Annotated in this window: 15 protein-coding genes; 3 read left to right on the plus strand and 12 right to left on the minus strand. The window is 51.1% G+C overall.

Annotated features, from left to right (window positions below):
- On the plus strand, positions 1 to 217 hold a 217-nt coding region (locus BS639_RS25060; protein ID WP_206601157.1), incomplete at its 5' end, for a hypothetical protein.
- Positions 218 to 466: 249 nt separating this feature from the next.
- Here the strand turns inward: BS639_RS25060 and tssH are convergent.
- The 12 genes from tssH to BS639_RS09955 form a co-directional block, all read right to left on the minus strand.
- A complete protein-coding gene (tssH, locus tag BS639_RS09900) occupies positions 467 to 3109 on the minus strand; it encodes a type VI secretion system ATPase TssH (protein WP_084983001.1) in 2643 nt (880 codons plus the stop codon).
- A 199-nt stretch (positions 3110 to 3308) separates the two neighbouring features.
- Complete coding sequence (locus BS639_RS09905; protein WP_055777033.1) at positions 3309 to 3800, minus strand: Hcp family type VI secretion system effector; 492 nt, start codon at positions 3798 to 3800, stop codon at positions 3309 to 3311.
- 3 nt (positions 3801 to 3803) lie between these two features.
- Positions 3804 to 5555 (minus strand): OmpA family protein, encoded by a 1752-nt coding sequence (locus tag BS639_RS09910; RefSeq protein ID WP_084983002.1) that lies wholly within the window; start codon positions 5553 to 5555, stop codon positions 3804 to 3806.
- 9 nt (positions 5556 to 5564) lie between these two features.
- Complete coding sequence (tssL, locus tag BS639_RS09915; protein WP_084983003.1) at positions 5565 to 6236, minus strand: type VI secretion system protein TssL, short form; 672 nt, start codon at positions 6234 to 6236, stop codon at positions 5565 to 5567.
- Positions 6233 to 7570: a type VI secretion system baseplate subunit TssK gene (tssK, locus tag BS639_RS09920; RefSeq protein WP_084983004.1), complete on the minus strand. Its 1338-nt coding sequence runs from the start codon at positions 7568 to 7570 to the stop codon at positions 6233 to 6235. The genes tssL and tssK overlap by 4 nt, the downstream gene beginning before the upstream one ends.
- A gap of 13 nt (positions 7571 to 7583) precedes the next feature.
- Positions 7584 to 9122, minus strand: coding sequence for a type VI secretion system contractile sheath large subunit (gene tssC, locus BS639_RS09925; RefSeq protein ID WP_084983005.1), 1539 nt, complete (start codon positions 9120 to 9122; stop codon positions 7584 to 7586).
- Between the two features lie 35 nt (positions 9123 to 9157).
- Positions 9158 to 9655: a type VI secretion system contractile sheath small subunit gene (gene tssB / locus BS639_RS09930; RefSeq protein WP_084983006.1), complete on the minus strand. Its 498-nt coding sequence runs from the start codon at positions 9653 to 9655 to the stop codon at positions 9158 to 9160.
- A gap of 416 nt (positions 9656 to 10071) precedes the next feature.
- Complete coding sequence (locus BS639_RS09935) at positions 10072 to 10938, minus strand: DeoR/GlpR family DNA-binding transcription regulator (RefSeq protein ID WP_055777050.1); 867 nt, start codon at positions 10936 to 10938, stop codon at positions 10072 to 10074.
- A 130-nt stretch (positions 10939 to 11068) separates the two neighbouring features.
- On the minus strand, positions 11069 to 12022 hold the full coding sequence (locus BS639_RS09940; RefSeq protein ID WP_055777053.1) for a D-ribose ABC transporter substrate-binding protein: 954 nt from the start codon (positions 12020 to 12022) through the stop codon (positions 11069 to 11071).
- A gap of 54 nt (positions 12023 to 12076) precedes the next feature.
- Positions 12077 to 13138: an ABC transporter permease gene (locus BS639_RS09945; protein ID WP_055777054.1), complete on the minus strand. Its 1062-nt coding sequence runs from the start codon at positions 13136 to 13138 to the stop codon at positions 12077 to 12079.
- A 49-nt stretch (positions 13139 to 13187) separates the two neighbouring features.
- On the minus strand, positions 13188 to 14735 hold the full coding sequence (locus tag BS639_RS09950) for a sugar ABC transporter ATP-binding protein (RefSeq protein ID WP_084983007.1): 1548 nt from the start codon (positions 14733 to 14735) through the stop codon (positions 13188 to 13190).
- Positions 14732 to 15385 carry a DUF2291 domain-containing protein gene (locus tag BS639_RS09955; RefSeq protein ID WP_084983008.1) on the minus strand — a complete coding sequence of 218 codons (654 nt, stop codon included), beginning with the start codon at positions 15383 to 15385 and terminating at the stop codon, positions 14732 to 14734. The genes BS639_RS09950 and BS639_RS09955 overlap by 4 nt, the downstream gene beginning before the upstream one ends.
- A 558-nt stretch (positions 15386 to 15943) precedes the next feature.
- Here BS639_RS09955 and BS639_RS09960 point away from each other — a divergent pair.
- Both BS639_RS09960 and BS639_RS09965 read left to right on the plus strand, forming a co-directional pair.
- A complete protein-coding gene (locus tag BS639_RS09960) occupies positions 15944 to 17524 on the plus strand; it encodes an FGGY-family carbohydrate kinase (RefSeq protein WP_084983009.1) in 1581 nt (526 codons plus the stop codon).
- Complete coding sequence (locus BS639_RS09965; protein ID WP_084983010.1) at positions 17517 to 19055, plus strand: glycerol-3-phosphate dehydrogenase; 1539 nt, start codon at positions 17517 to 17519, stop codon at positions 19053 to 19055. Before BS639_RS09960 ends, BS639_RS09965 begins: the two co-directional genes overlap by 8 nt.
- Positions 19056 to 19057: the final 2 nt, after the last annotated feature.

Consider the following 19057-nt stretch of genomic DNA (forward strand, 5'->3'; position numbering starts at 1 on the left):
TATTGTCACTGGCTCATTGTATTTCCATGCGCTTATAAATAAAATTATCAGATATTTTTGGAGCATGTATGCATACTCCTTCATTATAGACTTTTACTTCAGCATTATCTCAGGGTATTCGATCGCCGAGGCATCCAACGAGCAAAAAGAGGAGCGAAAGCATTATTACTCTCAAAGCGCCTCCGGTGAGGGGGATGAGCCAATTTTCTTTATATAAACGCTTTTTAAAATCCGCTAAGAAATGTAGAGTTAATTTAATTAATATTCGTGGTGATTTTTTTTTAACTTATAATCATTCGACTCAAAATAAGACCCGAAAATTTCCAAATCGGTCAGGTGATGGTTTTATGAGTCGATGAAAACCGTTTTGCCAGCGCGATTTCTCCCGTGGTAAGTCGCCTCAGGCCACCTTCTTTTGTTTCGTCCATTCGATTCTTCTTTTGAAGTGGCCGCATCTTGGTCTTTTTTAGGGGGGATCAAATTCCAAAATAATGCCTTCTTCTTCGGTCCAATCCATGGTTAGCAAGGTGGCACGTTGTGGTTCGTTCATGCGCACAAGTAACTGCTGACTTAATACCGGAAGGATTTGTTGATTGAGCAGGCTGTCTATGTTGCGTGCTCCAGTTTCTGGAAGCAGGCAGGCGCTGACCAGCGTTTCGTAAAGCGGTTCTTTGAAAATGCATTGCAGGGCGTAATATTTCCCCAGGCGTTTCGCCACTTGGCTCAGCTTCATTTCAACAATAGTGCGCATGGCCCGAGCGCTGAGCGGCCGATAGATAAGCGTTTGGAATCGAGCGAGCAGGGCGGGCTGAAAATAGTCGCGCAGTATAGGATGCAGCAATTCTTGCAGTAAGGCCGTTGGCGCTTCTGGCTGTCGTTCAATCAGTTGCATCAGTTCGCTACTGCCGAGGTTGGCAGTCATTAAAATCACTGTGTTGCGAAAATCAATTTCGCGGCCTTCTCCATCTCGCATCACGCCTTTATCAAATACTTGATAAAAAAGGCTAACGACATCCCGATGTGCCTTTTCAATCTCATCGAGCAACACCACGCTATAGGGCCGTTTGCGCACCGCTTCGGTTAAAATCCCTCCCTGACCGTAACCCACATAACCCGGCGGCGACCCCTTAAGCTGAGAGGCGGTGTGTGATTCCTGATATTCCGACATGTTTAAAGTAATCAGTGCCCGTTCGCCGCCAAAAAGAGCCTCAGAGAGTGCTCGGGCAGTTTCTGTTTTTCCCGTTCCACTCGGCCCGACCAGCAGAAACACCGCAAGCGGCCCTTGTTCTGAAGTTAGGCCGGTTTTGGCAGCTCGAAGGCGCTGCGCCATGTGGGTCAGCGCTTCATCCTGACCCACAACCTGCGTAGCGAGGTGCTGTTCCAACTGTAAAAGGTCGGTTTGTTTATCTTTGAGCAGGTTGCTGAGTGGAATACCTGTCCAATCTGCCACCACCGTCGCTACCGTACGGGCATCAACATCAAGCGAAAGCAGGGAGGTAGTGCTTTGTACGGCCGACAGTTGTTGCTGCAAATCTTTTAACAAAGAAGCCTGGGGATTTTCTCGGCGTGCTTCAATAATAAGCCTGCACAGGCTTTGTTCCTTTGCAAACTGTTGTTCTAGCCGGTATTGCTCAATTTTGAGCTCGCTGCGGCGCAGGCTGATTGCACCCGTATACCCATCAGGTGCAGGCGCTGCAATCAGCAGAATATCTTGTTCAATAGCCTGTTGTTCAACTTCAAGAGCAGAGAGCTCAGCATTTATTTGCATCAACACGGGGGGGAGAGTATCAAGACTTACGCGCACACGAGCGCCTGCGGTATCGAGCAGGTCGATGGCTTTGTCAGGCAGCTGTCGCCCCGTTAAATAACGGCGCGAAAGGGCTACGGCGGCAGTGATGGCAGCATCCGTGATGTATACGCCGTGATGCTGTGCATATCGGCTTTTTAGGCCGCGAAGCATCATGCTGGCCTTGCTGTCGTTGGGCTCGTCAACTTTTACGCGCTGGAATCGGCGTTCAAGAGCGGCGTCACGTTCAAAATACTGCTTGTATTCCGACCAAGTGGTCGCCGCGATGGTGCGTAATTCTCCGCGCGCCAAAGCTGGTTTTAGGAGGTTGGCGGCATCGGTGCCACCGGCCTGATTTCCTGCACCAATTAACGTGTGGGCCTCATCAATAAACAGCAGTATCGGCGTAGGCGATTGCTGCACGGCATCGATGACGTTTTTTAAGCGCTGTTCAAATTCGCCTTTTACCCCAGCTCCGGCCTGTAATAGCCCGAGATCAAGCGTGCGCAGGGTGACGGATTTAAGGCTGTCGGGTACGTTACCTTGAGCGATGAGTAGCGCGAGTCCTTCAACCAGCGCAGTTTTACCTACGCCCGGATCGCCCACCAGAATGGGATTATTTTTACGCCGACGTGAAAGGATGTCGATCATTTGGCGAATTTCATGGTCTCGGCCATAGACAGGGTCTATCTGCTGGGATCTGGCTTTGGCAGTTATGTCTTGGGTGAATTTATTGAGGGCTGATTGATGTGCCTCGCTGAGTGAGCTTTTGGACAGATTTGTGTCTGATAAACTCGATGCACTTAACGTTGATCTCGGTAAATTCAGGCTAGCCAGTTGCTGAATGTCGGGGCGCTCCTCAGACTGGGCATCCAGCAGCGGCCGCAGGCGCAAAATTTGCGGCTGACTGAGGCTAAACAGCTGCCAGGCTCCTTCACAACGCATTATTTGCGGTTGTGCAATGAGTGCTTCAAGCAGGTGGATGCTGCGCACCCGATCGGCATTTTCCTGCAATGAGGCCGTCAGCCAAGCCCCCCGTATTAAAGAGGTCAACGCATCCGAAAGCAGCGGCCGCGTCTGTACCGAACGAGGCAACCTGTCGAGATGGCCGAGCAACTCTTGCCACAAACTGTCGAGGTCCCACTCGTATCGGCGTGCCAGTACGGTAATGTCGCCTTCACCTTGTTCGAGAAGTTTAAGCAGCCAATGTTCGAGGGTTATCTCACTGTGCGCACGGGTTTGGCATAAAGATGCAGCGGCTTCCAGTGCCTTGGCGCAGTAAGGATTTAAACGACGGAGTAAAACGGCGGATTGATTTTGCATACTCACTTTTCCTTTTGGATACGCTACCGCCCTTGGCCTTTACCTTTGCAGGAAACCGAGGCCCATGAGGTCATACCCTATTAAATTATTTCGCTGTGGTTGGCTGATTAATGACGATGTTTGTTAAATAACTTCACGGAAGTGACTTAACAGACAGCATGAAAAGCAGCAGGTGAATGGCCACCTGCTGCGGTTTTCGCTACGCGGTTGCGCGCTCTTTCCATTCGTCGGAGTGAACGATTGTGCCGTCTATATAGGTCCAGATTATTTTGGTATAGCGAAGTTCAACCACTTCTAAGTGGTTGTATTTCTCTTTGGCTATGTCCTTGATATCATGCATTTTTGGTGCAACTTTAACGACTTTCACATTTTCGAGCCTGGTGTTGAAATATTCTCTTTCCTGACCCGAGTCGTCGATTTTGTACCATCTGAATTCTGCCGATTTCAGGGTTTGTCCCGTAGAAACCGCCTTGTATAAATACGGGCTGGAAGAGTCGACTTCTTTAGTAATAACAAAAGGTGTGTGAATGCGCGTGCCGGTCAATTTGCCGGTGTTATTATCGGTTGGGATATACAGGCTGTGGTCCTGTGCTACCACTTCGATGCTGCCTTCACGGCCCTGTACATCAACAGAGCCTTTTATATCTCCATCGTTGTTGTCTTTGAGCCATAAATAAATGGGAATTGCCATGGGTTACTTTTCCTTGTGAGTCGTGATTCCTGCATCATTTCCTGATGAGGATGGGGGAACGAGTGCCTGAAGAGTGTCGTACCCTGGCACCTGTCTTATTTCGACGCGTCGGTTTCTTGCGCGGCCCAGTGGAGTATCGTTTGTAGCAATAGGCTGCGATGAGCCCAGCCCTTGAATTGAAAATGCATTGGGTGAAAGATCACTGTTGGCAAGAATCCAGTCGCGCAACGCTTCAGCTCGTTTCACAGAAAGCTTCTGATTAAAAAGGGAATTGCCGGTTGTATCGGTATGCCCTGAGATTTCAATTAGCCAGCCGGAGCTAACTTTGAGACTGACAAGTACGTTGGTCAGCAATTTTGCACTGTCAGGTTTTAGCTGAGACTTACCGATATCAAAGAGTGCAAGGCTGCTGAGGCGATAAGTTTGCGGTGTAGGCTGCGGTACAAGTTTAATGGGCACCGGAGGCGGGGAGATAACCGGTGCAGTCCAGTTGCTGATAGCCTGCTGAATCGGTAGCCTCAAATTTCCCCCCTGATACAGCGCCATGCTTAATGACAGCGGCACGCCTTCTATCTGATGGCGAGTAATTTGCTGCTCGTCGTCTCTCAACTGCCGCTGAGCCAAAATCTTGTGCTCCGGCGGTGTACCGCTGAGATGTTTATAAACGCGCAGATCGTCGCTGATGGCGTGGATAAATTTTTTATTGTTGGCATAGCTGGCAAGCATCATCGCCATCAGCGCCAGTGCAACAATGCCGCCGCTTGTCAGGATAAAACGTTGCATGGGTGAGAGTACTGCAGGTTGGCGTAACATCGGCAGCAAGCAGTCAGGAAAGGGCAACCCATTACTTTTAAATGTGCGTGCAGAGATCGACAATGTTGTTTTGTCGGTCAGCCTGTGTTGCCAAAGATTATTTTCTACAGACTGGAGCGAGGAGAAGTTTATGGCCACGGCGGTTACGTTAATCACTGGCGTACTTTGCTGAGTCTGAAGTAGCTCATCAATGACCACGGTATTAAGCCAGTCTGTAAGAGTATTCAGCCAGAGAATCTGGCCAATGCCGCCACTCTGCAACTGTTGCCAAGCTGCTATATCTATTCCGCTGCCGTCTGCGGATTGAACGCGTATTATTGATTGCTGGCGGCTGTTAAGTGCACTTTCATGCACAAACCACTGCCCGGAGCACGGCATCGTTGTCGATAGCGGGTTGAGGTATGCACAAAGCAGAATCGGCGGGGCGGCGGGTAGCCAGCGTCGAGATTCATTTATTCTTCTTCTCCAAAGATGGATAACGGCGCGAAATTTGGCTTCGTCATTGTGCTGCTCCGGGGCGATACACAGTACTATTGACAGTTGGCTAAGACGGTCGGGTGCGACGGCGGCAATCCATTTTATGGCCTGCATAAAATCTTCAGGTTCAGGCGTGGCGAGATACCATCCCTGACGAATCTTTCGTGGTTCCGGTTGTTCAGAGGCCTGAGCCGTGGTTGAAAAAAGTAAGCGGCTGTCTCCACACAACAGCACCAGCATGCCATCAAATCCTGCTTCCGGCAGTGACCAACCGCTGGCATTGTCAAGCTGACTCCGTGAGTGACGATGCCATAAAAGGTAAATGCAGCCCGATGTCACCCACAGAATAATGATGCAGGTAAGCGCAATGCTGATGCTGATATTTAGGCGCAGAAATCCCCATAGAATGAGCACGGCCAGTGCGCCAGTAAAACATCCCAACAGGCATTTTGTGATGTCAGGCATGAGTATTCCTCATGGCAGCATCTGCGAAATATACTGCTGTAGCAGCGAGTCTACTTGCCACCACAGGGCAACCAGTGCAAAGGCGGTCAAAGGTAGCCACATCCAAATAGATTTTTTGTGCGCTAGTCTTCTACCTTGACTCGCCATAATGGGCAAATCCTGGCTGACTGTAAAAGGTGCCACCCTTTTTGACAGCGCCTCACGAATGTTTTCACCGCGCGGATCGTCCTGCTCCCTGTAGCGTCCACTGAACCCTAAAAGCAGCACGCGGTGAAAACAGGTAAGCACAGCGATATCGGCGGAGGGCTGGGCCATGACGCAACGGATCCTGTCCCACAGTCGCTCACCTGCCTCAAGCGTATTAAAATATTTTGCCTGCAGAGGGGATTTGAGCCATTCGTGATAACCCTCGTCCAGCTCGTGCCGATTCATTACGCTTTCATCCCAAAGGGCACAGAGGGCATAAAGTATGTGTTCAATGGATTGTGCCGGCGCGTCGAATGATTCAAGTGCTTCTCGAGCGCTGTCGATTTGGTGACAGGCTTGGCGATAAAGTGTCTTACCGTTGCTAATCTTTGCGCCGTTGCGCAACTGACACACGGCCAGCCAAGTGTCGGCAAAGAGTATGTCTACGTTGAATGGCCGTGGGCCGTGGGAATGCGGCGAACTGTTATCGTTCATGTGCGCAGCACCGCAAAGAGTTCGAGTTGGATTTCCCCCAGCGTGGCAGGGACATAAAATACGCAGCTACCGGACTCCAGCATGGCCTGCGCCGCTGGGTGAGAGACGTCTAAAGCAAAGTATTGATTTTCGAGACGCAGTGGAAGGGCGGCAGGGACATGGCTTAATGCCTTAAGCGGCACGCCGTGTAAAGCGACATTAATGACATCGGTAACGTCATCGGGGCTGCCTGCTTTACAAAGCATGGGGAACTGTTTGTGTATCACGTTTGGCGCGAGAGTAGAATGAACCGATAGATAGAGATCCGCTCCCTCACGCAATCGAGCGTCGTGCAGTTCGCCTTTCCAAAACTGCCCATTGTTCGTCAGTTCAATAACGATGACGCGTGAAGGCAGACTCGCTTCAAGAAGATTGCTCAGTAACGCCAGAAGCGGCGGAAATACGCGCTCGGGCACGTTATGCTGATAGGGCGGTATCGCGTCGGTACTGTGCTCAAGAGAGAAAGTCAGCAGACTTCCTGCCAGACGTGCAAGCTCGCGATAAAGCAGTTCGGGATGCAGACGCGGATGTGATAGCAGATTTTCAAGTACCGGCTCATGACTGTTCAAGGCATTCAATAGCCAAAAAAGCGAGACGTCGGCGACGGAAAAGTCAGCCATGCGCTGGTTGTTTTCACGCCGCATCGCCATAAGTCGACTGCGTTTTGCTTTTAAACGATGAGTGAGTTGACGCAGCGACTCCAGCAGCATCGGGCTAGCGGTAAGCGCCATCATCGGAGGAATAAACGCGGAATCAAACGTCCATTCGCCTTGAGAATTACGAGCCAGGCGTGCGATGGGCAACGTCAAATACTCCTTATTCTCCTCATGACCATAGCGCAGAGTCATTGCGTGGCGCATTACGGCGATGTCCGTCTGCTCTAGACCCGCAAGATCCTGCACGCTAACCCATTCTTGCTGATAGCGACGTGGATGCTCGCTGTGCCGGTTTTCATCAACGTTTCCACCGTTGGCATGGAGCAGCGGCAGTGCGAGTACGACTTCGACGGCGCTATGTCCGCTGAGAGTAGACAGGTCGCAAGGCGGTGGCAGGTTGTCGGCAATGGCCGTATTAATCAGCGTGCCATCCTGAAAGCGAACGCTCAGTTTTAGCGCGCTCAGCCGCAATATGGCAAGGGCGCTGTCATCAAATTCTGCCTGCAGTACCCCCCAAGGATGCGCGAGTGCCATATAGGCCAGGCAGTCAGAGGCATGGGCGTTCCACAAAGTTTGTTGCTGAAACATCTGAGGGGCCAGAAAAGCCCCGTCGCTCCAGAGTGGTCGATAAATTCTCATTACAACTCCGGCTTCAGGCTTTCGCTTTCGGCATTTGGGAGACCAGCGATAGGCTTACGTCCATACCTTCAACCTGAAAATGTGGGACGGCATACAGTTTCACGCGGAAAAAGCCCGGGTTGTCGTCGATATCCTCGACTGATACGCGCGCATCGCGCAGCGGATGGGAAGCTTGCAGATCATCGCCAGGGTCTGTCATTTCGGTGACCAGATTGCGCACCCAATTGTTGAGTTCCATTTCAAGCAGGCTGCGGTCTTTGGTCGTACCGATATTTTCGCGTTGTATAAGTTTCAAGTAGTGAGCAATGCGGGAAAGGAGAAAAATGTAAGGCAAGCGGGCGTTGATTCTGCTGTTTGCTGTGGCATCAACCGTGTCATACAGAGCCGGTTTTTGCGTCGAGTTAGCCGAGAAAAAACAGGCATAATCGCGGTTTTTATAGTAGGAAAGCGGTATAAAGCCTAGGTTCGCAAACTCGAACTCACGGGTTTCGGGGATCATCACTTCAGAGGGGATTTTCACCTGATTGCCAGTACCAAGGTCGTAAAGGTGGATAGGCAAATCGGCGACTGCACCGCCGGCCTGCGGGCCACGAATCTGTACACACCAACCGTTCTGAATAAAGCTTTTCACCAGATTTGCAGCAAATGAGAACGATGCATTCGTCCACAGGTATTTTTCGTGATCCGGGCCTTTAACCTCTTCAACATAGTTAAAGCTGCGTACCGGAAGTGTATCGGGGCCGTAAGGCAAGCGTCCGAGTACGCGAGGCATTGTCAGGCCGATGTAGCGCGCATCGTCAGATTCGCGAAACAGTTTCCATTTAATATATTCGGCGCGATCGAAGTAGTTACCGATATCCTTAATAGCAGCAACATCTTCCATGGTTTTTTTAAGAAAGAATTCAGGGCCGACCGAGCCGATGAAAGGCATATGTGCGGCTGATGAGACTTTTGAAATATTGCGCAGCAGGGCGATATCCTGAGGGCTGGCGTCAAATTCGTAATTGGAGATGATCGAGCCGATAGGTTCGCCGCCTGGCGTATCGTATTCCTGAATGTAGGTGTGTCGATAAAGGCCACTTTGAATAATTTCAGGACAGTCCTCAAAGTCCTGTCGCAGAGCGTTTTTAGAGACGTCCAGCAGCTCTACTTTAACATTTTGGCTAAAATCCGTGCGGTCAATTAGAAACTTCAAACCGCGCCATCCTGATTCAATGCGTTGAAATTCAGGATGATGCATGACGACGTCTAGCTGGCTACTGATTTGCTCGTCCAGCATGGCGATATGACAATCCAGCAGACTTTTATTTAGCCTCTCTACTTTTTGGCCAGACTGTTTCAGGCGCTGAAGAAAGACCTGCACGCTAGCCGTGACGCGTTCATCGGTGGTAACGTCCGACAGGGCCTGATTGTCTTGGAAGAGGTTAATATCCCCGAGAGAGGACACCGGTTTCAGATTTATTTTTTCAAACAAAGACGCATAGACACTTCCTTGTTCGGCATGTTCTATCACAGTGGTCTGGCTTTTTTGCGTTGTTTCAATAGCAGGCATCGGTATAGTCTCAAGTTAATTTTGACAAGAAAGAGTTAGGCGTCTTTAGGGGCTAGGGCGGCCAACTCACTGCGCAGGTCGTCGCTCAATACATCACTTTTTAGAATGACCTCAAGCTCTTTACGAAAGGTTGCGTTATCTAAAAGGTTGGATTTTAGATCGCGCAATAAATTACGCATTGAAAGCAGCGCGCGCAGTTGGGGTATTTGTCTTGCCACCTGTTCCGGTTCAAAATCTTTCATGTTTTTGAAACGTAGCTTGATATTTTCCTCACTGTTTTCACCTGAAAGTGTATTTTTAACGGTTAAGTTTAAGAGAGGGTTGAAATCGGCTAATACATTGTTGAAGTTGTTTTTATTGATGCTTGTTTTTTTTCGCTCAGACAGTGAGCTTTGATCTTTTTCATTACTGTAATCCCCCATTACCATTAATTTTAAGGGCAGTTCTACCTTCTTTTTTGCCCCCCCCGTATGCAGGTCGAGTTGAATGTTTACGCGCGCCTTAGGTATTTCTTCCTGAAAGCTATTAGACATATTTAAATTCCTTTTAATGTTTTTTATTACGGTTTTATAGCACGCGGATAAACACTGTTATGCAGTATTACAAGGCTATAAAATGTTTGGATTAATTGTTTTTATAATTATCGGTTTAAGCCTTTTCTTATTTTTGACATGATATTCCTGAGTGGGAAATAATCAAGCGAGTAACGTGTTGCAATGGAAATATTTTTTAAATGTGGGGTTTATTGATTGTTTGATAAATGAGTTGAAAGCATTCATGTAATATACTTATGCTTTATTAGGATTACTGTTAGATAGTTTTTTTATTTATGAAAGATTTAATTAATTAAATTGGTTTTATGCATAAATTTTAAGAAAATAAAATACCTGAAGGGCAGTCGCCACTTCAGGCATTTTTAATAGGGAAGAGGCGCGCTTAACCGTCGGTGCTAGAGGTTTGCATGCTGCACTGATTGCGGTTTCATCGGGGCGACCACTACGTTGATGTTTTTATCCTTCATGCGCTGAATAATTGGCAGCGGTGTGCCCTGATTGACGATGACAACGTCAAACTCCGAAAGGTGAGCAAAACTGTGTAGAGCACGGCGTTCAAATTTCGTGTGATCGACCAGTAAAATGCGTTTTTGGGCTGACTCAAACATGGCACGCTTAGTTTCAACCATTTCTGCCGACTGGTGAAATACCCGGTCGTCAATAATGGCAGACATGCTCACAAAAAACATGTCTGCTCGCAGGTTATTGATTTCATTGCGCGTCATCTGGCCCATAAAGGCATTGCACCAGTTATAAAACTGACCGCCGAGGCCCATCAACGTGATGTCGCGCATCTCTTTCAGTTCGGTCATCACGGTCAGTGAGTTGGTAATCACGGTGAGCGGTGCTTTGGAAGGCAGAAAGCGGGCCATTTGCAAAACGGTGGTGGAATCATCAAAAAATATTGCCTGTCCGGGTTCGAGATAGCCTGCGGCAACCTCGGCGAGCGCGCATTTTTCTTCAAGCTGGCGGGTGGAGCGATAGACGTCGCTAGATTCGATTAGGCTGGTGGGCGTGGCAGAGACGACGCCGCGCGATTTTCTCAGCAGGCCGCGCTCGACCAATTCATCAATATCACGGTGCGCGGTCATCAGACTGATGCTGAAACGCTCGGTGATATCTTCAATGCGCATGGCGCTTTCGGCCATCACCGCTTCAACAATAAGCTGACGACGCGCAAGCTGCCGTGCTTGACGGCTGTCGCTGGGCAGAGCTTCCGCCATAAAAACGTCAACAGCATTATTTTGTGGTGCCTGGGCCATAGTGATATCCAAAAGACGAATTATCGTAACCCCATCATTTAACTAGCCAGTTGGGGTGTCCTGTTGCAAAACGGCCTATTACAACGCTGATTTACCGGTTTGGCAAATCAGCGTTTCGGTTAGGTGAAAATTATTCTGACAGCACAAACGGTGAGGTATATTTCGCTGCGTTTTCTTTAGTGATCAGCACGCAGTCAAACAGTTGCTTTTCCTGAGCTGCACCGGTTTTACCTGTTTTCAAAAAGGTGTCGGCTTCATCAATGGCTTTTGCAGCAAACACGGCCACGGGCTGCATCACCGTATAGGCCAGCGTACCGGCTTTTACAGCGTCAACCGCGTCAGGTGAACCATCAAACGCGCCCACTTTTACTTGGCCCAGTTTACCGGCCTCTTTCAGCGCGGCGATAGCGCCCAGAGCCATTTCATCATTACCGCTGATAACCCCTTTGATATCTGGGTGAGCCTGCAGCATTGACTGCATTTTGTTGTAACCCTGAGTGCGGTCCCAGTTGGCGACGTCTTTCGCGACCTGTTTTAGGTCAGGATACTGCGACAGTACTGTGTCGTAACCATTGGCGCGGGTTGCGGCGTTATTATCTGACTGAGAACCGAGCAGTTCTACATAATTGCCAGAGTCCCCCACCGCTTTAACCCACTGCATGGCGCCCAGTGCTGCACCTTGCGCATTGTTTGAAACCAGCTGTGCTTTTGCAAGTCCGCTTTGGTTAAGCTCGGCGTTAATCACAAATACGGGTATACCGGCGGCAATGGCTTTTTTAACTGAACCGACGGAGCCGTCGGCATTGGCCGGGTCAAGAATAATCGCTTTAGATTTGTTGGTGATCGCCGTATCAATCAGCTGGCTTTCGGTGTTGGTATCGCCTTTATGGGCGCTGACCGTGGCGGAATAGCCCAATTTCTCGGCCTGTGCTTTGGCAACCTGACCTTCTGTGTACCAGTAAGGGTTGGACGGGTCGTTGACGATAATCGTCATCAGCCCTTTAGCCGCCCACGACGGGGTAGAGAACACCGTCATGGCGGCGACGGCGGCAATCATGATGAAACGTTTGCTGTTATGGAACATGTTGGATACTCCAGTGTTGTAGGGGTAGAGTTTTTCTTTTTTATCAACCACAGACTACTTGCTGCGTCGCCCGTATTGCAGGGTGTTAAGCAGTACGGCCAGTACAATAACTGCACCGGTGAACACGGTTTGCCAATAGGCTGAAACGCCGATGATCACCAATCCATCAGAAAGAAAACCGATGACAAACGCGCCCAGCAGCGTACCGCGAACGTTGCCGCGACCGCCGGTCAGAGCCGCACCACCGATAACCACGGCGGCGATGGCGGTCAGTTCATAGGTCGTGCCTGCCGTTGGTCCAGCCGAGGTCAGCTGAGAAGAGAGCACCAGTCCTGCAATAGCCGCGCAGACGCCGGAAAGGACATAAACGGCAATTTTGACTTTTTTAACCGGTACGCCAGAGAGGTCGGCGGCGCGTTCATTGCCACCGGAGGCATACAGCCAGCGGCCAAACGCTGTACGGCTGAGTAAAAATCCGCAGGCCAGGGCAATGACTAACAGCGTCAAGACGCCAATCGGGATAGTAAAGATGCGGTTAAATCCGAGCCAGTCGAAACCGGTATTGCCCAGTGCGGCCTCACCCGACAGTTTGTTGTAGGTCAGTCCGTTGGTCATTAGCAGGGCGATGCCGCGGGCAACATACAAAGAGCCTAGCGTGGCGACGAAGGCCGGTACGCGGAAAATGGCGATCAGTACGCCGTTGATAAGTCCGACAATGGCCCCCAGCGTGAGGGTTAAAATCACCACCGCCCACACCGGGAAGTAAAGAATGACGCCAAAGGCTTGCAGGTTAACGCCCTGCATCAGAAAGCCGGCGAATACGCCAGTCAGGCCCAGCGTTGAGCCTACCGACAGGTCGATACCGCCGTTGAGGATAACCAGCAGCATGCCAATCGCGGGCAGGCCGAAAATAGCGACGTGAGACGCCATGGTCAGGAAATTGGCGGACTCAAAATAGTTCGGCGACAGGAAGGAGAAAACCACAATAATCAGCAGCAAGGCAAAAAATGCCCGCCCCTCAAGCAGCAGCTTGGCCAGACTAAAGCCGCGCGAATTGGCCTTTTTTTTCACCGCCGGCGCATGCGGAGTACTTAAAGCATGGGTTCTGTCGTTCATGATAATTCGTTTCCCATATTGGATGAGATGAGATCTGTGGTTTTATGTGTCAGGCAACAAGCGATTCGCCTGAAGCGGCCATGATCTGTTCTTTACTGACGTTGGCATCGAAAATGGCGGAAATATGTCCCTTGCTCATGACCACTATCCGGTGCGCCACGCTCAGGCATTCCCCCACTTCCGAGGTCGAATAGAGTACCGCCAATCCTCTGCGCGCATTTTCTGCCAGTAGTTTGAACACCTCTGCCTTGGCGCCGATATCAATACCGCGGCTGGGTTCGTCGAGCAAAATAACCTTGGGGTGGGTGGCCAGCATTTTACCAATCACCACTTTTTGCTGATTGCCTCCGGAGAGTGAACCGATGGTTGCTTCGCCGCCGGAGGTTTTCACCGTGACGTTGCGAATAGAGTCATTAACCAGCAGTTTTTCCCGTTTGGGGGAAAGCACCATCCGGCGCACAAATTCACCGATGCTGGCTAAAGTGAGGTTTTCTCCCACGGTCATGGTCTGGATAAGACCGTCGCGCTGGCGATCTTCGGGCACCAGCGCCAGCCCTTTTTCGATACGGTCGGCGATGCTGAGGCTTGAAATTGGCCGATTATTCAGTGTAATGGTGCCTTTTTCGGCGGAGATACGCCCGGCGATGCACTCCATCAGTTCGGTGCGCCCCGCGCCCATCAGGCCGTAAATGCAGACAATTTCTCCCGCCCGCACCTCCAGCGACAGGTTATCGACCACTTTGATGCCGGTCGGGCCTTTCACCGTCAGCTGATTTACCGCGAGCGCAACGTTGCCAAGCTCATAGCCGGTCGGCGGTGAACCCAAGTCGAAGTGCTCGCCGACCATGTTGCGAACGATCCACTCGAGGTTTATCTCTTCGCGTTTGGCGTAGGCGGTCATCACGCCGTCGCGCAGCACCACGGCGCGGTCGGTAATTTCCAGCGCTTCTTCTAAATGATGCGAAATATAAACAATAGCGACGCCGCGACTGGTTAAATCACGAATAATTTTGAACAGTACTTCGACCTCGGTGGCGCTCAGTGCCGAGGTCGGTTCGTCCATAATCAGGATGCGTGATTTCACCGACAGCGCGCGGGCAATTTCCACGATCTGTTGCTGACCTAGACGCAAGTCTTCAACCAACGTCAGCGGATCGATATCTTCTTCAAGTTCCTCCATAAGCGAACGCGCGATGCGCTCCTCTTCAGCGAAATTAACCCCAGTGATGCCGTGAATTTCTCTGCCGACGAAGATGTTGTCGCGCACGTTCATGTTCGGCGACAGATTGAGTTCCTGATGAATTATTGAAATGCCGCATTCACGTGCCTGATTGGTCGAGGCAAACGTAATCGGCTCGCCGTTGAGAATGATTTGCCCTGAACTGGGTGTTACCACGCCGGATAGGATCTTCATCAGCGTTGATTTACCCGCGCCGTTTTCGCCAAACAGGGTCGTCACCTGGCCACGACGAATGTCGAAATCGACCTCTTTCAGCGCGTGCGTTGATCCATAGACTTTACTGACATTGCGTGCCGACAGTACAACCTCACCTTCTGTGCGCGAGGCGTTGGTTTCGGCTGAGTTTAAGGTTTTCATTGCACAGTCATCCTTACCGGTGTGACCAGCCAGTTTTTCGGATTAAGCAGGCGGAACACGCCCGTAACGTTGACGGTTTTTCCCGTAAGATGCTGATTATCAATGCCACCCAGCACCGCTTTTTTCATCGCCCGATTAATCCCCGATCCTGCATTCTGGTACTCAATCTGATTTTTGAAGTCGCCAAACTGAATAGTCCCGGTGGCATCACGCAGGTCAGTGCCGTTAATTGCTGGGCCGGTCTGAAGCCGGACTCTAATGTCATCGGGCAGTCCGGCAACATTCAGTTGATAGACACCCAATTCACCTTCTCCCACTACTCCAGTTAGCGTGATAGAAAACACCGGCATTGGGTTGCCGACGCCGTATTTTGTCGCCGCCGCATTCGCGTCAGCCGCGAGCGCTGTCGCCAACGTTGAAGCATCAACTGCGCGTGCTTCGACGTTTTTTTGAATTTCAGGAAACGCTTTCTCGCCGTATTTATCCGGTGAGAAAGCCTGCTCGGCCACGTCTTGTGCAGAACCGATTTTGACCACTTTGGTGTTCAGGCCAATGGCGGCAGCTACGGCTAGCGCCACGAGCAGGGCGATACCAACCCTTTTTAGGGCTCTGGGTGTCACCTGGTTAGAAAGGGGAGTTACCGTCGTCATTACGTTGACCTCATGGTGTCTTTTACGCACTCATTAGGGTGTTATCCCACAGTTAGTGTGATTACTACCCTATCTTTACGTTATCTTCTGCGCTGCTCAATGTTATAAATATGATAACAAGTAGCGTTAAAAATGTGATAGCCAATAAATCTTGTCAACCGGTTTAGTCGATTTATTTCTGGTTGGAGATCTGGATCTCTTTCCTGACCTGCAAACGACGTTTTGTTGCTATTTTGAACATATTGTCGCTGACTGATTATGTGGGATTTTTGTTTAAATTATTGTTTATATTGTTAATTTATAATTATCACGGTGCGAGGCGATAAGAGGGGTGTGAAATAAACTTAAAAAAGAGTTCCGCCTACTCGCCGCTCATTTTCCCTGGTGCTGGTCTATAAACAATAATGATTTTCACGTTGAATGTGATCATTTATGCAACAAAAATGTGATCGAGTACGCTTACTGAATTGAAAAATTTTATTTGTTGTGAAAATTAATTCATCCTGCGTGTTATGTTAGTGATATGTTTGGTTTGCCCTTCTACTTCGGGAGTGATAAATGGATAACCGCGACATTATTCTCGGCATTGACTCCGGAACCTCGGTGGTAAAGGCCGTCGCGTTTGACCTTGAGGGTCAACAATTGGGCTGTGCTTCGGTAAGAAACACCTATCAGCGCGGTGAGGACGGCTCGGCGCTTCAGTCAATGGAAAGAACTTGGCAAGACTGTGTCTCAGCGATTCGACATTTGGCCGACGAGATTGAAAACCTCTCCTCGCGCGTGGTGGCGTTGGCCGTCACGGCGCAGGGGGATGGGACTTGGCTGGTGGGCAAAGATAATCGCCCGGTCGGAGATGCGTGGATCTGGCTTGACGCCCGTGCGGCTGAAACCGTTAAGGAGCGGGAGCATTCTGCACTTTCGCGTCAGCGCTTCGAAGCCACCGGCACGGGCCTCAATACCTGCCAGCAGGGCGCGCAGCTCGCCTATATGAACGGCAAAAACAGTCCTCATCGTCAGCAGCTCGAGCAGGCCGAAGTGGCGATGCATTGCAAGGACTGGCTGTATCTCAATCTCACCGGCGTGCGTGCCACCGACCCTTCAGAAGCCAGTTTTACCTTCGGCAACTTTCGTCATCGCGGTTATGAAGACGTGGTTATCGAGGCGTTGGGCCTCAGTGACCGCCGTTATCTGCTGCCCGAAATTGTTGAAGGCACCCAGGTTACGCATCCGCTGACGGCAGAAGCGGCCAAGGCGATCGGGCTACTGGCCGGAACGCCGGTTTGTCTGGGCTACGTCGATATGGTAATGACCGGATTAGGGGCAGGGGTTCACACCGGGGATAAAAACACCGCCTGTTCGATTATTGGTTCTACTGGCGTTCATATGCGCTCGGTGCACTCTTCCGAGGTATTCCTAAATCAGCAACAAACCGGCTACGTCATCACGCTGCCTTCGCCGCATCAGGTGACGCAGGTGCAAACCAATATGGCATCAACGCTGAATCTGGACTGGTTGCTGAACATGACGCTGTCATTAATCGAGGAGTTTGGCGGAACGGCGGATCACGCCACGCTGGTTAAGCATCTCGATAAATGGCTGGCGACCACTCATCCCGATGGCCTGATGTATCACCCTTATATCTCCCTCGCCGGGGAGCGCGGCCCTTTTGTTAATGCCGATGCGCGCGCCAGTTTTATTGGCCTGCGCTACAGCCACGGCTATGCCGATTTACTGAGAGCGGTAATAGAAGGTATCGGCATGGCCTCGCGCGACTGTTATCAAGCCATGTCTGACCTTTCTCCCCGCGAGCTGCGTCTTTCCGGCGGGGCTGTGCGCTCGGCCAAAGTGCGGCAAATTTTGTCGGCCTGCATTGGTGCGCCGGTGCGGGTCAGCACACGCGATGAGGCCGGTGCTGCCGGTGCGGCAATGATGGCGGCGGTGGCTATCGGCGCCTATCCGAATATGGACAGCTGCGTCGCCACTTGGGTCACGCCGCTGCTTAACGCTGCCGAAGCGCCACCGTCAGAGTTAGCCGAACATTATCGTCGGCTTTTTGCAACTTATCAGCAAACCCGCCTTACTTTGCCGCCGGTGTGGACTGAGCTTCAGTCAATTCATAAAGGAGTAAACAATGAGTGAGTCAGCCTTATTGGATGTTTTCGTTATTGGCGGCGGGATTAACGGTGCCGGTATTGCTCGCGATGCCGCCGGGCGCGGACTGTCAGTCATGATGTGCGAGAAAGACGATTTGGCGCAGGGCACCTCTTCACGCTCCGGCAAGCTGGTGCACGGCGGCCTGCGTTATCTCGAATATTATGAATTTCGCCTGGTTCGTGAGGCGCTGATTGAGCGCGAAGTGTTGCTCAATTCAGCCTGCCATATCATCTGGCCGATGCGCTTTGTTCTGCCACACAGCCCGCAGGACAGGCCCGCCTGGCTGGTTCGTCTGGGGCTGTTTCTCTATGATCATCTCGGAGGCCGCAAAAAGCTGCCCGGCACCCGTTCGCTGAATCTTGAGCGTTGCCCGGAAGGGGCCCCGCTGCTTAACCGCTATCATCGCGGCTTCGAGTATTCCGACTGCTGGGTGGATGATGCTCGACTCGTCACCTTAAATGCGCTGGATGCCAAAGAGAAGGGTGCGACGATAGCCACTCGCACCACCTGCCTATCGGCCAAGCGTAGCCAGGGCCGCTGGAATATTACCCTGCGTGATGAAAACAGTGGTGAGCTGCGACAGGTGAGCGCCCGTGTGCTGATTAACGCCGCGGGTCCGTGGGTGTTGGATATTGTTAATCAGGTGACGCACACCACCAGTTCCCGCAAGGTTCGGCTGGTGAAAGGCTCTCACATTATTGTGCCGAAGTTCTGGGAAGGGCAGCAGGCCTATCTGGTGCAAAACCATGATAAACGAGTGATATTTATCAATCCCTATGAGGGAGACAAGGCGCTTATTGGCACTACCGATATTCCCTATAAAGGTCGCGCTGAAGACGTGGTGGCCGATGAAAGCGAAATTCAATACCTGATGGATGCGGTGAATCGCTATTTTAAAGTGAAACTGCGCCGCGACGACGTGATTACTCACTTCTCGGGCGTGCGTCCGCTGTTTGACGACGGCAAAGGCAATCCTTCGGCTGTCACCCGCGACTACGTCTTTGACTTGGATACCCAAGGCGGCGCGCCCTTACTGCACGTTTTTGGCGGCAAAATTACCACTTTCCGCAAGCTGGCTGAGCATGCTATGCAGCGCCTGACGCCCTTTTTACCCAATATGGGGCCGGACTGGACGCGAGAGGGCGTATTGCCCGGCGGTGAAATTGAGCACGCCGATTTCGAAACCTTCAGTCAACAACTCCAGCAGGATTACCCTTGGTTGCCGCAGACACTGCGCAAGCATTATGGTCGTCTTTACGGTGCGCGAACTCGCGACGTTATCGGCGGCGCGACGTCGCTTTCGAGCCTTGGCCGTCATTTTGGCAGTCAGTTTTATGAGGCCGAAGCGCGCTATCTGGTGAAAACCGAGTGGGCGCAATGCGCTGAGGACATCCTCAAACGCCGTACCAAACACGGGCTGCATCTTACGCCAGGGCAAATTGAAGCTTTCGAACAGTGGTTTGAACAGACACTGGGCACGCGGCCGCCGGAGATTTTGCAGGCCAACGTCGGTTGATT

It is taken from the genome of Rouxiella silvae, from assembly GCF_002093625.1.
Classification (GTDB): domain Bacteria; phylum Pseudomonadota; class Gammaproteobacteria; order Enterobacterales; family Enterobacteriaceae; genus Rouxiella; species Rouxiella silvae.

Bases quoted from the DNA above. Each gene is read 5' to 3' on its own strand.
- tssC (WP_084983005.1), bottom strand. From the start codon at position 9,122: ATGCCTGCTATTGAAACAACGCAAAAAAGCCAGACCACTGTGATAGAA.
- BS639_RS09965 (WP_084983010.1), top strand. From the start codon at position 17,517: ATGAGTGAGTCAGCCTTATTGGATGTTTTCGTTATTGGCGGCGGGATT.
- BS639_RS09905 (WP_055777033.1), bottom strand. From the start codon at position 3,800: ATGGCAATTCCCATTTATTTATGGCTCAAAGACAACAACGATGGAGAT.
- BS639_RS09910 (WP_084983002.1), bottom strand. From the start codon at position 5,555: ATGCCTGACATCACAAAATGCCTGTTGGGATGTTTTACTGGCGCACTG.
- BS639_RS09935 (WP_055777050.1), bottom strand. From the start codon at position 10,938: ATGGCCCAGGCACCACAAAATAATGCTGTTGACGTTTTTATGGCGGAA.
- BS639_RS09955 (WP_084983008.1), bottom strand. From the start codon at position 15,385: ATGACGACGGTAACTCCCCTTTCTAACCAGGTGACACCCAGAGCCCTA.
- BS639_RS09950 (WP_084983007.1), bottom strand. From the start codon at position 14,735: ATGAAAACCTTAAACTCAGCCGAAACCAACGCCTCGCGCACAGAAGGT.
- BS639_RS09940 (WP_055777053.1), bottom strand. From the start codon at position 12,022: ATGTTCCATAACAGCAAACGTTTCATCATGATTGCCGCCGTCGCCGCC.
- tssL (WP_084983003.1), bottom strand. From the start codon at position 6,236: ATGAACGATAACAGTTCGCCGCATTCCCACGGCCCACGGCCATTCAAC.
- tssK (WP_084983004.1), bottom strand. From the start codon at position 7,570: ATGAGAATTTATCGACCACTCTGGAGCGACGGGGCTTTTCTGGCCCCT.
- tssH (WP_084983001.1), bottom strand. From the start codon at position 3,109: ATGCAAAATCAATCCGCCGTTTTACTCCGTCGTTTAAATCCTTACTGC.
- tssB (WP_084983006.1), bottom strand. From the start codon at position 9,655: ATGTCTAATAGCTTTCAGGAAGAAATACCTAAGGCGCGCGTAAACATT.
- BS639_RS09945 (WP_055777054.1), bottom strand. From the start codon at position 13,138: ATGAACGACAGAACCCATGCTTTAAGTACTCCGCATGCGCCGGCGGTG.
- BS639_RS09960 (WP_084983009.1), top strand. From the start codon at position 15,944: ATGGATAACCGCGACATTATTCTCGGCATTGACTCCGGAACCTCGGTG.